Source organism: Streptomyces sp. NBC_00094 (assembly GCF_026343125.1).
Taxonomy (GTDB): Bacteria; Actinomycetota; Actinomycetes; order Streptomycetales; family Streptomycetaceae; genus Streptomyces.
Genome location: NZ_JAPEMB010000001.1, coordinates 1267201 through 1283160, shown reverse-complemented (window position 1 = coordinate 1283160; position 15960 = coordinate 1267201). Strand labels below are relative to the sequence as shown.

Annotated in this window: 15 protein-coding genes; 8 read left to right on the top strand and 7 right to left on the bottom strand. The window is 73.1% G+C overall.

Going from position 1 to position 15960, the window contains the following annotated elements; all coding sequences use genetic code 11:
* The first annotated feature begins 15 nt into the window (after positions 1–15).
* Complete coding sequence (locus OG580_RS05410) at positions 16–1188, top strand: acyl-CoA dehydrogenase family protein (RefSeq protein WP_267042492.1); 1173 nt, start codon at positions 16–18, stop codon at positions 1186–1188.
* Here OG580_RS05410 and OG580_RS05405 read toward each other — a convergent pair.
* On the bottom strand, positions 1151–1555 hold the full coding sequence (locus tag OG580_RS05405) for a hypothetical protein (RefSeq protein ID WP_267042491.1): 405 nt from the start codon (positions 1553–1555) through the stop codon (positions 1151–1153). The two genes, OG580_RS05410 and OG580_RS05405, sit on opposite strands and share 38 nt — an antisense overlap.
* A gap of 173 nt (positions 1556–1728) precedes the next feature.
* On the opposite strand from OG580_RS05405, the gene OG580_RS05400 reads away from it, so the two are divergent.
* Together OG580_RS05400 and OG580_RS05395 are read left to right on the top strand one after the other, a co-directional pair.
* Positions 1729–2874, top strand: coding sequence for a hypothetical protein (locus OG580_RS05400; protein ID WP_267042490.1), 1146 nt, complete (start codon positions 1729–1731; stop codon positions 2872–2874).
* Positions 2875–2884: 10 nt separating this feature from the next.
* On the top strand, positions 2885–3976 hold the full coding sequence (locus OG580_RS05395; protein ID WP_267042489.1) for a phosphotransferase family protein: 1092 nt from the start codon (positions 2885–2887) through the stop codon (positions 3974–3976).
* Positions 3977–3983: 7 nt separating this feature from the next.
* Here OG580_RS05395 and OG580_RS05390 read toward each other — a convergent pair whose 3' ends face one another.
* The gene (locus OG580_RS05390) at positions 3984–4352 is read right to left on the bottom strand and encodes a hypothetical protein (protein ID WP_267042488.1); all 369 of its coding nucleotides are present in this window, start codon (positions 4350–4352) and stop codon (positions 3984–3986) included.
* A gap of 226 nt (positions 4353–4578) precedes the next feature.
* On the opposite strand from OG580_RS05390, the gene OG580_RS05385 reads away from it, so the two are divergent.
* The 4 genes from OG580_RS05385 to fxsA all read left to right on the top strand — a co-directional run bounded on the left by OG580_RS05385 (position 4579) and on the right by fxsA (position 8748).
* Positions 4579–5019, top strand: coding sequence for an Lrp/AsnC family transcriptional regulator (locus OG580_RS05385; RefSeq protein ID WP_017242178.1), 441 nt, complete (start codon positions 4579–4581; stop codon positions 5017–5019).
* Positions 5020–5214: 195 nt separating this feature from the next.
* The gene (locus OG580_RS05380; protein ID WP_267042487.1) at positions 5215–6858 is read left to right on the top strand and encodes an amidohydrolase; all 1644 of its coding nucleotides are present in this window, start codon (positions 5215–5217) and stop codon (positions 6856–6858) included.
* 449 nt (positions 6859–7307) lie between these two features.
* Positions 7308–8084, top strand: a complete 777-nt coding sequence (locus OG580_RS05375; RefSeq protein WP_267042486.1) for a polyprenol monophosphomannose synthase — start codon at positions 7308–7310, stop codon at positions 8082–8084.
* A 70-nt stretch (positions 8085–8154) separates the two neighbouring features.
* Entirely contained in the window at positions 8155–8748 is a 594-nt protein-coding gene (gene fxsA / locus OG580_RS05370; RefSeq protein ID WP_267042485.1) for an FxsA family membrane protein, read from the top strand.
* 165 nt (positions 8749–8913) lie between these two features.
* On the opposite strand, the gene OG580_RS05365 is transcribed toward fxsA, so the two are convergent.
* The 4 genes from OG580_RS05365 to OG580_RS05350 all read right to left on the bottom strand — a co-directional run bounded on the left by OG580_RS05365 (position 8914) and on the right by OG580_RS05350 (position 12432).
* Positions 8914–9288, bottom strand: coding sequence for an RNA polymerase-binding protein RbpA (locus OG580_RS05365; protein ID WP_015032218.1), 375 nt, complete (start codon positions 9286–9288; stop codon positions 8914–8916).
* A 255-nt stretch (positions 9289–9543) separates the two neighbouring features.
* Positions 9544–10914, bottom strand: coding sequence for an MFS transporter (locus OG580_RS05360; RefSeq protein ID WP_267042484.1), 1371 nt, complete (start codon positions 10912–10914; stop codon positions 9544–9546).
* A gap of 55 nt (positions 10915–10969) precedes the next feature.
* Positions 10970–11734 carry a glycerophosphodiester phosphodiesterase gene (locus OG580_RS05355; RefSeq protein ID WP_267042483.1) on the bottom strand — a complete coding sequence of 255 codons (765 nt, stop codon included), beginning with the start codon at positions 11732–11734 and terminating at the stop codon, positions 10970–10972.
* The gene (locus OG580_RS05350) at positions 11731–12432 is read right to left on the bottom strand and encodes a YitT family protein (protein WP_267042482.1); all 702 of its coding nucleotides are present in this window, start codon (positions 12430–12432) and stop codon (positions 11731–11733) included. The genes OG580_RS05355 and OG580_RS05350 overlap by 4 nt, the downstream gene beginning before the upstream one ends.
* A 102-nt stretch (positions 12433–12534) precedes the next feature.
* On the opposite strand from OG580_RS05350, the gene OG580_RS05345 reads away from it, so the two are divergent.
* Positions 12535–14034, top strand: coding sequence for a PLP-dependent aminotransferase family protein (locus OG580_RS05345; RefSeq protein ID WP_267042481.1), 1500 nt, complete (start codon positions 12535–12537; stop codon positions 14032–14034).
* Positions 14035–14210: 176 nt separating this feature from the next.
* Here the strand turns inward: OG580_RS05345 and OG580_RS05340 are convergent, their stop codons facing one another.
* Positions 14211–15956, bottom strand: a complete 1746-nt coding sequence (locus OG580_RS05340) for a hypothetical protein (RefSeq protein ID WP_267042480.1) — start codon at positions 15954–15956, stop codon at positions 14211–14213.
* Positions 15957–15960: the final 4 nt, after the last annotated feature.

Sequence of the window (15960 nt, the reverse complement as noted above, 5' to 3'; positions counted from 1 at the left end):
GAGGAGCACCCGGCCATGTCCGAGAGCCCCGCGGACGGCGTGGAACGCCGACTGCCCACCGACGAGGCCCGGGAGCTGCTGGCCCTGGTCCGTGACATCGCCCGGCGGGAGATCGCCCCGCGCGCCGCGGAGGAGGAGGCCGAGGGCCGCTTCCCCCGGGAGCTCTTCGCGCTGCTGTCCCGGTCGGGGCTGCTCGGGCTGCCCTACGACCCGGAGTACGGCGGGGGAGGCCAGCCGTACGAGGTCTACCTCCAGGTCCTCGAGGAGCTCGCCGCGGCCCGGCTCACCGTGGGCCTCGGGGTCAGCGTCCACACGCTCTCCTGCCACGCCCTCGCGGGCTTCGGCACCGCGGAGCAGCGGGCCGCGCACCTGCCCGCGATGCTGGGCGGCGGACTCCTCGGCGCGTACTGCCTCTCCGAACCCTCGGCGGGCTCCGACGCTGCGGCGCTGCGGACCCGGGCCGTCCGGGACGGCGAGGACTGGGTGATCGACGGCACCAAGGCCTGGATCACCCACGGCGGCGTCGCGGACTTCTGCACGGTCATGGCCCGCACCGGCGGCGCGGGCGCACGCGGCATCACGGCCTTCCTGGTGCCGGGGGACGCCCCGGGGCTGAGCGCGGCCGCGCCCGAGCGGAAGATGGGCATGAAGGGCTCGCCCACCGCCCAGCTCCACTTCGACGGCGTACGGGTCCCCGACGCGCGGCGGCTCGGCGCGGAGGGGCAGGGCTTCGCGATCGCGCTCGCCGCCCTGGACTCGGGGCGGCTGGGCATCGCGGCCTGCGCCGTCGGGCTCGGCCGGGCGGCGCTCGACGAGGCCGTCGCGTACGCGCGGCAACGCCGGCAGTTCGGGCGGCCGATCGCCGACTTCCAGGGGCTCCGCTTTCTGCTCGCCGACATGGCGACCCTGGTCGAGGCGGGCCGGGCGCTCTACCTGGAGGCGGCGCGGCTCCGGGACGAGGGGCGGGAGTTCGGGCGGGCGGCGGCGATGGCGAAGCTCTTCTGCTCGGACGCCGCCATGCGGGTCACGACCGACGCGGTGCAGGTGCTCGGCGGGTACGGCTACACCGCGGACTTCCCCGTGGAGCGGTATCTGCGGGAGGCGAAGATGCTGCAGATCGTCGAGGGGACCAATCAGATCCAGCGGGTCGTCATCGCGCGTCACCTGGTCGGACCAGAGTCCCGCTGACGCGTACGGTGCGGTCCGCCCAGACGGGACCGGCGGCGAGCCGGCTCCACTCCTGGTCGCGGTGGCCCGGGAGGGTACGGCCCTGACTGGCCCAGAGACTGAGGACGTCCTGGTAGATGGGCGGGTCGGGGAGGACCTGGACGGGCACCGGGACCGGGGCCGGGGCCGGGACCGGGACCGGCACCGCAGCCGGTACGGGAGTGGCGGGTGCGGGTGCGGGTGCGGGCGTGGGGGCAGCGGGGACGGGGGCGGCGGGCGCGGGTGTCTGCGGCGGCAGGGGCATCTTCCGAGGAACCGATTCTTCACCGTGCGGTTCGGCCTGCCGGTGCCGACCGTAACCGCTGGGAGTCGTGTACAGCGTGGTCATGTCGGGACCAACGCTCCCCGGCTGCAGGGGTCACCCCCGAGCGGAATCGAGCGGCAGTTCGTCCGGTACCCGGTGCGCGGCTCTGGCCCCTCACCGTTTACCTGACGTACCGTCAGCTTCCATCGCGGAAGCACCCGCCGACGCGGAACCAACCGCCGCTCAGGAGGCCAGCCATGTCGGTGAACCGGCACGTCGACGACCGGCCCGTCGCGCTCGACGAATACCCCGTGCACCAGGCCCCGCTCTCGATGAAGCACCACGTCAGCAGCGACCGCAACGCCTACGACCGCTGCATCTTCCATGTCTTCGACCACGAGGGCCGGGCCCTGCTCATCGCCGGCCTCGGCGTCTACCCGAACACCGGTGTCATCGACGCCTACGCGACCCTGCGCGTCGGTGACCGGCTCCACGCCGTCCGCGCCTCCGACGCGCTCGGCGACGACCGCACGAACCTCTCCGTCGGCCCCCTCACGATCACGGTCGACGAACCCCTCAAACGCCTCTCCCTGCGCTGCGAGGCCGCCCCCGACGGCGATGACGACCCCGACGGGCTCTCCTTCGACCTCACCTGGACCGGCGACTTCCCCACCGTCTGGGAGCCCCACCACACCCAGCGCCACGGCGGCCGCCTCACCCTCGAAGGCCGACGCTTCGTCCAGGCCGGGCACTGCACGGGCGAGATCAGGGCCGGCGGCGAGGTGTTCACGGTCACCGCGGGGGAGTGGACCGGCACCCGCGACCGCAGCTGGGGCGTGCGCCCCATACCCGGCGAAGAACCGGGCCGCGCCGTCGAGTTCCGACCCGAGGGCTTCCACTGGCTCTGGATACCCATGCGCTTCGAGGACCGCTTCCTCATGGTCATCGCCCAGGAGGACGCCGACGGCTACCGCACCCTCAACGAAGCCCTGCTCGTACGGAACGACCGCCGCGACACCCAACTCGGCTGGCCCCGCACCGACATCACGTACCGCCCGGGCACCCGCCACCCCGAACGGGCCGTCGTCCACCTCGCCGACCCGGCCGGGAAACCCCTGGAGATCGGCGTCGAGATCCTCGCCTCCTCGCCGCTGGCCGTCGGCGCGGGCTACCCGCCCGCCACCGACTGGCAGCACGGCACCTGGCAGGGCCGCGGCTGGACGGACCGACGCGTCTACGACCTCTCCGACCCGTCCGCGCACCCCATGGCCGCGTACGGCGTCACCGACCACGCCGCCCGCTTCACCCTCGACGGCCACACCGGCTACGGCATCTTCGAACACGGCTCCTTCGGCCGCCACGACCCCAGCGGCTTCGCCGACCACACCTCGACGGCCAACTGAGGAGGCTCCCGTGGCTACCGCGCCCCGACCCCGCACCACCACCCGTGACCCCGAGGAGCTCGGCCGACGGCTCACCGTCTGGCTGGACCGGCACCTGCCCGGCGCCCGTGTCACCGGGCTCGCCGTGCCCGGCTCCAACGGCATGTCCAGCGAGACCCTGCTCTTCGACCTGGACCACCCCGACGCCCCCGTACGCGGCTGCGCCCTGCGGCTGGCGGCCGACCCCGCCGCGTACACCGTCTTCCCCGTCTACGACATGGCCCGTCAGTACCGCGTGATGGGGTTGGTCGCGGAGCACAGCGACGTCCCCGTGCCGCGCGTGCTGTGGCTGGAGGAGGACCCGGGGCCGCTGGGCGCCCCCTTCTTCGTGATGGCCCGGGCCGAGGGCCGGGTGCCGCCGGACGTCATGCCCTACACGTACGAGGGGAACTGGCTGCACGCCGCCACCGACGCCGAGCGCGCCCACCTGGAGGCCGAGTCCGTCTCCGTGCTGGCCCGGCTGCACGACCAGGTCCCGGCGAAGGAGGCCGAGTTCCTGCTGCCGGACGGCCAGGGCACCCCACTGCGCCGTCATGTCGACGCCCAGCGCGCCTACTACGGCTGGGTGGTGGACGGACTCGCCCCCTCGCCGCTCATCGAGTCGGCCTTCGACTGGCTGGAGGCGCACTGGCCGGCCGACGAGGGCCCGGCCGTCCTCGGCTGGGGCGACGCCCGGATCGGGAACATCGTCTACGACGGCTTCACGCCCGCCGCCGTCCTCGACTGGGAGATGGCGTCCTGCGTCCCGCGCGAGGTCGACCTCGGCTGGACGGTCTACCTCCACCGCTTCTTCCAGGACCTGACGGTCGCCTTCGGCCAGCCCGGTCTGCCCGGCTTCCTGCGCCGTGACGCGATCGAGCGGCGCTACGCGGAGCTCACCGGGCACACCCCGCGCGACATGGAGTTCCACACCCTCTACGCGGCGCTGCGGCACGCGATCGTGATGCTGAGGATCGCGTACCGACAGGCCTACTTCGGCGAGGTCGAGGTGCCCGCCGATCCGGACGCCCTCATCCTGCACCACGCCACGCTCGCGGCGATGGTGCGGGGAAGCTACTGGTGAGACAGGGCTAGGCGGCGCGTCGCATCTGCGGCACCCGCAGCGGACGCGAGCCCGGACCGCCGACGTGCGAGAAGGGCTGCGTCCGCCAGTCGAGGCCCTGGGGGAGCGTCAGGAGCAGAGCGGTGTCCTGCTCCTGGACCTCCAGGGTGTCGTCCGCCGGCCGAGCCGCCGCGGCCGCGAGCCCCGTGCCCTGGCAGACCGTCAGGACGAAGGGGTTCCACGGCGTGGGGCAGAGCGCGTGCTCCGGCAGCACGTCCTCGTCGGCGAGCAGCGCGATCGGCTGCACGCACTCCGGGCAGATGACCCGGAACATCTCAAAGGTGTCGTACGCGTCGAGCTCGTCGAACGTGTCGACCGAATCAACAGGCTCCTGCATGGAGAATCTCCCCCTCGGGTGCGTCGGGCCGGGTCTGTACGGCCTCGACCACAGCAAGCACTTCCCATACGGAACTCCGCATAACCGTGAGCTCACACCTGAGAGCGGACACAAACCTGTGGTGTTCGTCACATGCCCGGCGCAGGTGCCCCGTGACCGCCCAAACCGCCCTATACGAGCCACCCCCGATTGCCCCCCTGGCTCCGGGGCGCACTAGGGTCACCGCATGGAGGAGCTGGATCGTCAGATCGTCGAATTGCTCGTCAAGGACGGGCGCATGAGCTACACCGACCTGGGCAAGGCCACCGGCCTGTCCACCTCGGCTGTGCATCAGCGCGTCCGCCGACTCGAGCAGCGCGGTGTCATCCGCGGCTATGCCGCCGTCGTCGACCCGGAGGCCGTGGGCCTGCCGCTCACCGCCTTCATCTCGGTCAAACCCTTCGACCCGAGCGCGCCCGACGACACCCCCGACCGGCTCGCCGACATCCCCGAGATCGAGGCCTGCCACAGCGTCGCGGGCGACGAGAACTACATCCTCAAGGTCCGGGTGGCCACCCCGCTGGAGCTGGAGCACCTGCTCAGCCGCATCCGCTCCCAGGCCGGGGTCTCCAGTCGCACGACCGTCGTCCTGTCCACCCCGTACGAGGCCCGGCCGCCGCGCATCTGACCGCGCCCGCCCGTGGTCGACCGCGGGCGGGATCGCGGCGGGATCGTGGCGCATCTCGGCGGGATCGTCGCGCATCGCGTCCGGCCGCGCGGAGCGGGCCCGCCTCGCGGGCGGGGCCGGCCGCACGGAGGAGGCCCGCCGCGCAGAGGGGGCCTGCCGGACGAAGCAGGTCCCCCCAGGTCCTAGCCTGGTCGCATGAGTGAGACCACGTCTGTCACCTCCGCCGCCGAACACCGCACCGTGCTGCTGCGCGGTGGAGAAGTCCACAGCCCAGCCGACCCCTTCGCCACCGCCATGGTGGTGGAGCGCGGACACGTCGCCTGGGTGGGCTCGGAGGGCGCGGCCGACGCCTTCGCCTCCGGCGTGGACGAGGTGGTCGACCTGGAAGGCGCGCTCGTCACCCCGGCGTTCGTCGACGCGCACGTGCACACCACGGCCACCGGCTTCGCCCTCACCGGCCTCGACCTGTCCTCCGCCGTCTCGCTCGCCGAGGCGGCCGAGCTGATCCGGGCCCACGCCGCGGCCCGCCCCGACGACCGCATCCTCATCGGCCACGGCTGGGACGCCTCCCGCTGGCCCGAGCGCCGCCCGCTCACCCGGGCCGAGCTCGACGGGCTCACCGGGGGCAGGCCCCTCTACCTGACCCGGATCGACGTCCATTCGGCCGTCGTCACGACCGCCCTCCTCGACCTCGTTCCCGGTGTCCGCGACCTGGACGGCTTCCACGACGGACAGCGGCCGCTCACCGGTGACGCACATCACGCCGTACGGGCCGCCGCCTTCGCCGCCGTCTCCCCGGCGCAGCGCACGGAGGCGCAGCGCGCCGCCCGGAGCCACGCCGCCTCCCTCGGCATCGGCACCCTCCACGAGTGCGGCGGCCCGCAGATCTCCTCCGAGGAGGACTTCACCGGCCTCCTGGATCTGGCCCGGGCGGAGGCGGGGCCCCGGGTCGTCGGCTACTGGGCCGACCTCGACGTCGAGCGGGCCCGCGCGCTGGGCGCCCTCGGCGCGGCCGGCGACCTGTTCGCCGACGGCTCCCTGGGCTCGCACACCGCCTGCCTCCACGAGCCGTACGCGGACCACGCCGACTCCGCCCACACGGGGGCCGCCCATCTGGACGCGCCCGCCGTCGCCGCCCATGTCGTGGCCTGCACCGAGGAAGGGCTCCAGGCCGGTTTCCACGCCATCGGGGACGCCGCCGTGACCGCGGTCGTCGAGGGCGTCCGCGCCGCCGCGGAGAAGGTCGGCCTGGCTCGTGTCCGCGCCGCGCGGCACCGCGTCGAGCACGCCGAGATGCTCACCCCCGAGACGATCGCCGCCTTCGCGGAGCTGGGCCTGACGGCCTCGGTCCAGCCCGCCTTCGACGCGCTGTGGGGCGGCGAGGCGGGCATGTACGCCGACCGGCTCGGCGCCGAGCGGGCCCGTACCCTCAACCCGTACGCGGCGCTGCTGCGCGCCGGTGTGCCGCTGGCCTTCGGCTCCGACAGCCCGGTCACGCCGCTCGACCCGTGGGGCACCGTCCGGGCCGCCGCCTTCCACCGCACCCCCGAGCACCGGATCTCCGTCCGGGCCGCCTTCACCGCCCACACCCGGGGCGGCTGGCGGGCCGTGGGCCGGGACGACGCCGGGACGCTCGTCCCCGGCGCCCCCGCCGACTACGCGGTCTGGCGCACCGGGGAGCTCCTCGTCCAGGCGCCCGACGACAGGGTGGCCCGCTGGTCCACCGACCCCCGTTCCGGTACGCCCGGTCTGCCCGATCTGTCGCCCGGTGCCGACCTCCCCGTCTGCCTGCGGACGGTGGTGTACGGGCAGACGGTGTTCGTACGGCCGAACGAGTGATGTAGCGACATTTCCGGCCCCCGGCCGCTCGTCCGTATGCTTGTCCCCGACCTGCGGATCTTCCCCTCCAGCCTGGCCTTTTGGGGCATCTCCGCAGGTCAAGCGGGTGTTGACAGTCGACTATCACCGGCGGGTAGGTTCTCCGCGTCCACCACGGGACGTCCGACCGGTTCACACACCCACGCAGTCGCCGACCGCCGCCCGCGCCTCGGCCGCGAGGGAAGGTTTCTCCGGCGGAAGGTGCGACCCGGGTGGGGCCCGGACGTTCAGTAGACAACGGCTCTCGGTCGACCCGCAGCCAGCGGATCCCAGGTCGGACCGAAGGACGACGGGCCCCGCACCGCACGGCACTCGCCCCCCGTATGTCCTGTCCCACACGACCGCCGCGGCGGAACACTCCGAGGACCTCGCTATGGTGGGGTCCTGCGTTTGTATCCGAAGGGGCAGTAGTGAACGACGGTGGCCAGAGGCGTTACGGCCCGCTCGGCAAGGCCTTGGTGATCATTCCGACCTACAACGAGGCGGAGAACATCAAGCCGATCGTCGCGCGGGTGCGGGAGGCCGTACCCGAGGCGCACATTCTCGTCGCCGACGACAACAGTCCTGACGGTACGGGCAAGTTCGCGGACGAGATCGCGTCCGAGGACGACCACGTCCACGTCCTGCACCGGAAGGGCAAGGAGGGGCTCGGCGCCGCCTACCTCGCCGGCTTCCGCTGGGGCATCGAGCAGGGCTACGGCGTCCTCGTCGAGATGGACGCGGACGGCTCGCACCAGCCCGAGGAGCTGCCGCGACTGCTCACCGCCCTGAAGGGCGCGGACCTCGTCCTCGGCTCCCGCTGGGTGCCGGGCGGCCGGATCGTGAACTGGCCGAAGTCCCGCGAGTTCATCTCCCGCGGCGGCAGCCTCTACTCGCGCGTGATGCTCGACGTGCCGATCCGTGACGTCACCGGCGGCTACCGGGCCTTCCGCAAGGAGACCCTGGAGGGCCTGGGCCTGGACGACGTGGCCTCCGCGGGCTACTGCTTCCAGGTCGACCTGGCCCGTCGCGCCATCGCCGCCGGCTTCCACGTCGTCGAGGTCCCGATCACCTTCGTGGAGCGTGAGATCGGCGACTCCAAGATGAGCCGGAACATCGTCGTCGAGGCGCTGTGGCGGGTCACCGGCTGGGGTCTGACGGCGCGGGCGGAGAAGGTCGGCCGGATGCTGGGCCGCAAGTCCGCCTGATCGTTTCCTCCGCTGTGTGCTGATCTCTCCTTTACGACGTTCCGGCGGGGTCCCAGGCACACTGGGGACCATGACGACCGGCGCACCGCCTCCCCTCGCCCCCAAACGCTCCCGCGCACGCACGTTCCTTCCGCTCGCCGTCGCCGCCTGGCTGGTCCTGGAGATCTGGCTGCTCACGGTGGTGGCGGACGCGGCGGGCGTGCTGACCGTGCTCGCCCTGCTCGTCGGTGGCGCCGTACTCGGCGCCACCGTGGTCAAGCGGGCGGGCCGGCGTGCCTTCGGTAACCTCACGACGACCTTCCAGCAGGCCCAGGCGGCCGCGCAGACCGGCGAAGCGCCCACGGCGCCCGAGCGGACCGGCGCGGAGGACCGCAACGGCTTCCTGATGCTGGGCGGCCTGCTCCTGATGGTCCCCGGCTTCGTCTCGGACGCGGCAGGACTTCTGCTGCTGATCCCGCAGGTCCGCTCCCTCCTCGGGCGGTACGCCGAGAAGGCGGTCGAGCGCCGTATGGCGGCCGCGCCTCCCGGCAGCCTCCAGGACGCCTTCCAGCAGGCGCGCATCCACCGCCCGGACGGAAAGGTCGTCCAGGGCGAGGTCGTCCGCGAGGACGCGCACCAGGGCCCCCGCCGGTCCGAGGAGCCCCGTCCGCCCCTGACGCCCTGAGCCACGTCGAGCCACGCGCCACCCGCGTGCCCCTTCGGAGCCATGCGTGTCCCGCGTATCCCTTCGGGGGTACGCGGGACACGCCGCGGGGTACGCGGAAACGCCGCGGGGCCCGGTACACGAATCGTGTACCGGGCCCCGCGGCGTTGTTCGTCCGGCTGTCCGCTAGGCGGACTTGCGGCTGTCGCGCGGATGCACGGCGATGTTCATGGCGCCGGAACGCAGGACGGCCAGCCTTTCGGCAAGGACTTCCTCCAGCTCCTCGCGGGTGCGCCGCTCCATGAGCATGTCCCAGTGCGTACGCGCAGGCTTGCCCTTCTTCTCCTCAGGTCCGTCCCCGTCAACCAGGAGTGCCTGGATTCCGCAGACCTTGCACTCCCACTCGGGCGGAATTTCTGCCTCAACCGAGAAGGGCATCTCAAAGCGATGTCCCTTCTCGCATGCGTACTCCACCGCCTGGCGCGGGGCCAGATCGATGCCGCGGTCGGTCTCGTAGCTGGTCACCACGAGGCGCGTGCCGCGAAGAGCTCGCTCACTCATGAATCGTGCCTCCCGGGCTTGTCGCCCACAGGACAGGTGTCGCTGTCGTCGTTATCCGGTCAACGTCCGGTCGGCGGTAAAGATTCCCGTGCCGGGTCATGCGTCGCCCGTCGTGCCGCCCCTTGTTGTACCCACCAGTGCCCGTTTTGTCACACCTAACGTCAGATGTGACTCACTGTCTTCACCAAAGCAGCACGCAGTAACGGTCCGCCTGGCAGGCCAAAGGCGTACACTACCGGCCTTTCACTTCCGCGTCTAAATACGCTCCGGTAGCGGGTTTCCCGCTTCCTCCACCGCGCGTCGCACCGGGACCCGGGCGAGCAGGGCAAAACCGACAGCGAAGAAGATCACGAGAGAGATGATGGCATCCCGATAGCTTCCGGTCAGCTGATACGCGAGACCGAACACAAGTGGACCCAGCCAGCTCAGTCCCCGATCGCTCATCTCGTAGGCCGAGAAGTACTCCGCCTCCTTGCCGCGCGGCACCAGGTGGGAGAAGAGCGAACGGGACAGGGCCTGGCTCCCGCCCAGGACCAGGCCGATCGCGGCCGCCAGACAGTAGAAGAACACGGGCGCGTCGCCGGGCAGGAAGTAGCCCGCCACCAGGATCAGCGTCCAGACCGCGAGCGAGGCGAGAATCGTCCGCTTGGCGCCGTACGACCGGGCGAGTCGCCCCATGCCGAGGGCGCCCGCCACCGCGAGCACCTGGACCAGCAGCACCGCCGTGATGAGGGTCGTCTGATCGAGGCCCAGCTCCTCCGAGCCGTACACCGAGGCCTGGGAGATCACCGTCTGTACGCCGTCGTTGTAGACCAGATAGGCGAGCAGGAACGACAGCGTCAGCGGATGCCTGCGCATGTCCTTGAGGGTCGCCCGCAGCTGCTTCCAGCCGCTGCCGACCGCACCCCCGTCCGTCTTCTCCCGCCCGTCCGCCCGCACGTGCCGGTCCCGCAGCCGCCGCAGCGGTACGAGGGTGAAGGCACCCCACCACACACCGGCCGAGGCGAGGCAGATCCGGATCGCCTCGCCCTCCGTGAGGCCGAAGGAGTCGTGCCCCGAGTACAGGACCAGGTTCAGTACGAGGACGATCGCGCCGGAGGTGTAGCCGAAGGCCCAGCCGCGCGAGGAGACCGCGTCCCGCTCGTCCGGTTCCGCGATCTGGGGCAGATAGGCGTTGTAGAGCACCATCGAGACCGACAGCGAGGCGTTCGCCACGATCAGCAGGAAGGCGCCGAGGAGGTAGCGGTCGCCCTCGAGGAAGAACATCCCCGCCGTCGCCGTCGCCCCCAGGTACGCCGCCGCCGCGAGCAGGGGCTTCTTCCGTCCCGTACGGTCCGCCACCGCGCCCACCAGCGGCATCACCAGTACCGCGACGACGATCGAGGCGGACACGGCGTACGCGAAGAGCGAGCCGGCCCGCACGGGTATGCCGAGCGGGTGCACGAACCCCTCGGCGTCGGCCGCCGCCCGAGCCACCGAGGTCAGGTACGGGCCGAGGAACACGGTCACGACGCTCGTCGAGTACACGGAGCACGCGAAGTCGTAGAAGTACCAGCCGTGCTGTTCACGCCGCCGTTCGGCGGGACCGGCGGCGTACTCCTCCGGTTCGGTGGTGTCTGCGGTCAAGGCCGCGCCCCCTCGTTCGTCCCCGTGATCCGTCCCGCGCCGCCCGGGCACGCGCTCAGACCCACGCACCCCGCTCGGTCAGCACCGAGCGCAGCGTCTCCAGATGATCGGTCATGATGCCATCCACGCCCAGGTCCAGGAGAGAGTTCATCCGGGCCGGATCGTTCACCGTCCACACGTGCACCTGGAGCCCGCGCGCGTGCGCCGCCCGGACGAAGCGCCGGTCGACGATCGGGATCCCGCCCTGGCGCTCCGGAACCTGCGCCGCCACCGCGCCCGCCCGCAGCGCCGCCGGGATGCCCAGCGAGCGCAGCCGCAGGCCGACGATGCCCCGCACGCCGTACGAGGTGGCGAGCCGCGGACCGGCGAGACGCTGGGCCCGCGCCACCCGGGCCTCGGTGAAGGAGCTCACGCAGACCCGGTCCCAGGCGCCGGTCCTGCGGACCAGGTCCACCAGGGGAAGCAGGGCCGACTCGGTCTTGAGGTCCACGTTCCAGCGGGCCTCCGGGAACTCCTCCAGGAGGTCGGCGAAGAGCGGCAGCGGCTCCTGGCCGGCCACCCGCGCCTCGCGCACGGCTTCCCACGGCAGGTCGCGGATGCGGCCCGAGCCGTCCGTCACCCGGTCGAGGGTCGCGTCGTGGAAGGCGACGAGCACCCCGTCCGCCGTCGTGTGGACGTCGGTCTCGAAATAGCGGTAGCCCTCCGCGGAGGCCCGGCGGAAGGCGGCCGCGGTGTTCTCCAGGCCGTTCGCCGTGCCGCCGCGATGGGCGAACGCGAGAGGGGAGGGGTGGTCGAGATAAGGGTGGCGTACGTGAGTCACGGGCGCAGTATGGCCTGTTCCGGTGTCGCGCGGGCGACCTCGGGGAGACCGGCCTCGGGCCCCGGGGCGACCTCGGGGCGGGCGGGCTCCGCCTCCGGGACGGCGAACCAGCGCAGGAAGTACTGGGCGAGCGGCCCGATCGCCAGCGCGTACAGGACCGTGCCGACGCCGACCGAACCCCCGAGGACGAAGCCGGTCGCGACGACGGCCACCTCGATCGCCGTCCGCACCAGCCGGATCGACCGTCCGGTGAGCCGGTGCAGACCGGTCATCAGCCCGTCGCGCGGACCGGGGCCGAACCGCGCCGCGATGTAGAGGCCGGTCGCGACACCGTTGAGGACGATGCCGAGCACGAGGAGGGGGACCTGCCCGGCCGGACCGTGGACGTCGGGGACCAGGGCCAGGGTGCCGTCCATCGCCAGGCCGATCGCGAAGACGTTGGAGACGGTGCCCAGGCCGGGCCGCTGCCGGATCGGGATCCACAGGAGCAGCACCGCCGCCCCGACGACGATCGACACCACCCCGATGGTCAGCCCGGTCTTCTCGGCGAGACCCTGGTGGAGGACCCCCCAGGGCTCCAGGCCGAGCCCGCTGCGCACAAGGAGCGCCGAGCTGACCCCGTACAGCGTCAGTCCGACGTAGAGCTGGACGAGCCGACGGGTGAGGTGCCGGCCGTGGAGGCCGGAGGCGATGGACAAAGGACTGCCCCCAGGGTGGTGGTAGTGGACTGGCTCATGACACTCTGTGGCGGGGGATCGGGTGCCAACCATGGCCAATTCGATGAAGGTGGACTGATTTCGATGGCTCAGTGGACTTCGGCGGTGGGGCCGGCCCAGCTCGCCCGGCAGCTCCAGGCGCAGCAGCCCAGGCCCGCCGGGCCCGGTGCCCGCAAGCCGCCCGCCTACCGCGCCCTCGCCGACGGCATCCGTCTGCTCGTCCTGGAGGGCCGCGTCCCCGTCGCCGCGCGCCTGCCCGCCGAGCGGGAGCTCGCCGTCGCCCTGAACGTCAGCCGGACGACCGTGGCCGCCGCCTACGAGGCACTGCGCGGCGAGGGCTTCCTGGAATCGCGGCGCGGGGCCGGCAGCTGGACCGCCGTACCCGCCGGGAACCCGCTGCCCGCCCGTGGCCTCGAACCGCTGCCGCCGGAGGCCCTCGGCTCGATGATCGACCTCGGCTGCGCGGCGCTGCCCGCGCCCGAGCCCTGGCTCACCCGGGGCGTCCAGGGCGCCCTGGAGGAGCTGCCTCCGTACGCCCACACGCACGGGGACTACCCGGCCGGGCTGCCCGCGCTGCGGCAGATGCTCGCCGACCGCTACACCGCGCGCGGCATCCCCACCATGCCCGAGCAGATCATGGTGACGACCGGTGCCATGGGCGCCATCGACGCCATCTGCCACCTCTTCGCCGGACGCGGCGAGCGCATCGCCGTCGAGTCCCCCTCGTATGCCAACATCCTCCAGCTCATGCGGGAGGCCGGGGCCCGGCTCGTGCCCGTCGCCATGTCCGAGGGCCTCGGCAGCTGGGACATGGGCCGCTGGCGCCAGGTGCTGCGGGACGCGGCGCCCCGCCTCGCGTACGTCGTCGCCGACTTCCACAACCCGACCGGCGCCCTGGCCGACGAGGACCAGCGGCGGCAGCTCGTGGAGGCCGCCCGCTCGGCCGGCACGGTCCTCGTCGTCGACGAGACCATGACCGAGCTCCACCTCGACGACGACCTGGAGATGCCCCGGCCGGTCTGTTCCTTCGACCCGGCGGGCTCGACGGTCCTCACGGTCGGCTCGGCCAGCAAGGCCTTCTGGGCGGGGATGCGGATCGGCTGGGTCCGGGCCGCGCCCGATGTGATCCGTTCCCTGGTGGCCGCGCGCGCGTACGCGGACCTCGGCACCCCCGTGCTCGAACAGCTCGGGGTGAACTGGCTGATGGGGACCGGCGGCTGGGAGGAGGCCGTGCGCCTCCGGCGCGAGCAGGCGCGCGGGAACAGGGACGCGATCGTCGCCGCGATCCGCAGGGAGCTGCCGGAGTGGGAGTTCTCGGTGCCGCGCGGTGGACTGACGCTCTGGGTCCGTACCGGCGGGCTCTCCGGCTCCCGGCTCGCCGAGGCGGGCGAACGCGTCGGCGTCCGGGTCCCGTCGGGCCCGCGGTTCGGTGTGGACGGCGCCTTCGAGGGCTTCATCCGGCTGCCCTTCACGGTCGGTGGGCCGGTCGCCGACGAGGCGGCCGTCCGGCTGGCCGCCGCGGCCCGCCTGGTCGAGTCCGGCGTGGGCGGGGGAGTGGAACCGCCCCGGTCGTTCGTGGCGTGAGTCGAGCCGCACGCCGAGAGGCCGGTACGGACCAGGGGTCCGTACCGGCCTCTCGGCGTTTCGGCGGCGCGCTCCGACGTTCGACGTTCGGTGCTCGGCTCTGGGCTCTGGGCCGTGGCGGGTGCGATGAGCCCTGGGGAGGGATCCTCGGCTCGTCCTCGACCTTCGGCCCGTGCTCAGCCCTCGGCCGCCACCGGGGCGTGGCGTGGCACCGGGCCCGGCTCCGCCTCCAGACGGGGAGCGGGGTCGCTCTCGTAGCGGGCGGCCAGGGTGGAGTCGGGCTCGTAGAGCGGCACCGCGGGGGCCGAGTCGGGATCGTGGCGGGGCGCCGCCGGAGCCGGGTCCGGCGCGTGGCGGGGCGCGGGGGTCGGGTCGGGGGCCGAGCCCGGGACCGTCTCGACCGCGGCCGCCGTCACCGAGCGGCGCTCCGGGAGGAGCTCCAGCACCGCCTGGCGGTGCGCCTCGCTCGTCGCGTCGTCGTACGGGTCGGGCGTCGCCGGCACCTGGAGCCGCAGGACCGGGCCCGTACCGAGGCGCGCGTATCCGCGGCCCTGCGGCACCTGGGGCGTCGGCGTGGTGTGCGGGGCGACGCCGAGGACCGACTCGATCTGCCCGGGCGTGGCGGGGCCGAGCACGATCCGCGCGCGGGTGTGGGTCCGTACCGTCTCGCTCAGTGTGTCCGTGCTGTCGAACTGCTCGGCCACCACCACCGTGACCTGCGCCGCGCGCCCGTGCCGCAGCGGCACCTGGAGCAGCTCCTGCGGGTCGGGACGGCCGTCGGCGGCGGCCAGGTGACCGAGGATGCTCGGCCGGTCGAGCAGGATCCACAGCGGCCGACGGGTGTCCTCCGGCGCGGGGTGCCCCGCCTGCCGGGCGCGGTTGGCCGCGATGAGCCGCCGCTCCGTCTCGTGCGCCGCCCACTCCAGACTGGCCAGGGCGCCGGAGAGCCCGCACTCGACGGCGAGGACCCCGGCGCGGCCGGTCAGGCAGGCGTACTCGCCGGTGCCGCCGCCCTCGACGATCAGGACGTCGCCGTGCGGCAGGGCCTGGAGCGCGATCGAGCGCAGCAGGGAGGTGGTGCCGCTGCCCGGCTGGCCCACGGCCAGCAGGTGCGGCTCGGTGGAACGGGGGCCGGTGCGCCAGACCACGGCGGGGGCGTCCTCCGTACCGTCCGCGGCGACCACGGGCACGGTCCGCTGCACGGCGTCCCCGTCGGTGAAGCCGAGCACGGTCTCGCCCGGCACGGTGACGAAGCGCTGGGCGGCGATGGCGGTGGACAGGGCGGGCAGCACACGCATGACGAGCCGGTTGCCCTCCTCGTCCCAGTCGAAGAGGTACTCGCGGCCGCGCCCCGACTTGGCGTGCAGCAGCTGCTCGATCCGGGCGCGCGCGGCGGGCTCGCCGTCGGTGAAGTACGGGGGGTACGCGATCCTCAGCCGGGTCAGCCGCCCGTCCTCGTCGAAGGCGTACTCCCCGAAGGCGCCGCTCCAGTCGCCGCCGTGGGAGAAGAGCGGAGAGGGGTCTTCGGGGACGGAGAGGTACGGCACGAGGGCCTCGTACAGGCCCTTGAGCCGCGCGATCTCCGCGTCGTCGGGCCCGGTCTTCACGACCGGGCGTTCGCGCCCCTTCCATGCGGCGGCGCCCATGAGCGTGACGAGCGCGAGCAGCGGCCCGTACGGCACGAGGGCGACGACCAGGACGCAGGCCGCGACCAGGAGCAGCGTGGGACCGCGCCGCTCCTTGGGGGTCGCGGCCCACCTGGCGCGCGCGGTCGCGGCCAGCTTCCGCAGACCACGGGAGACCGTGATCAGCGGATGGAGCACGTCGGTGGCGCTGTCGGCGGCCGTGCGCGCGATCTCTCGGCTACGAGCGATCTGCGCGCTGCCGCTGCTCAGAATGCGGGGGAGTGGTCGCCGGGCCACGTCG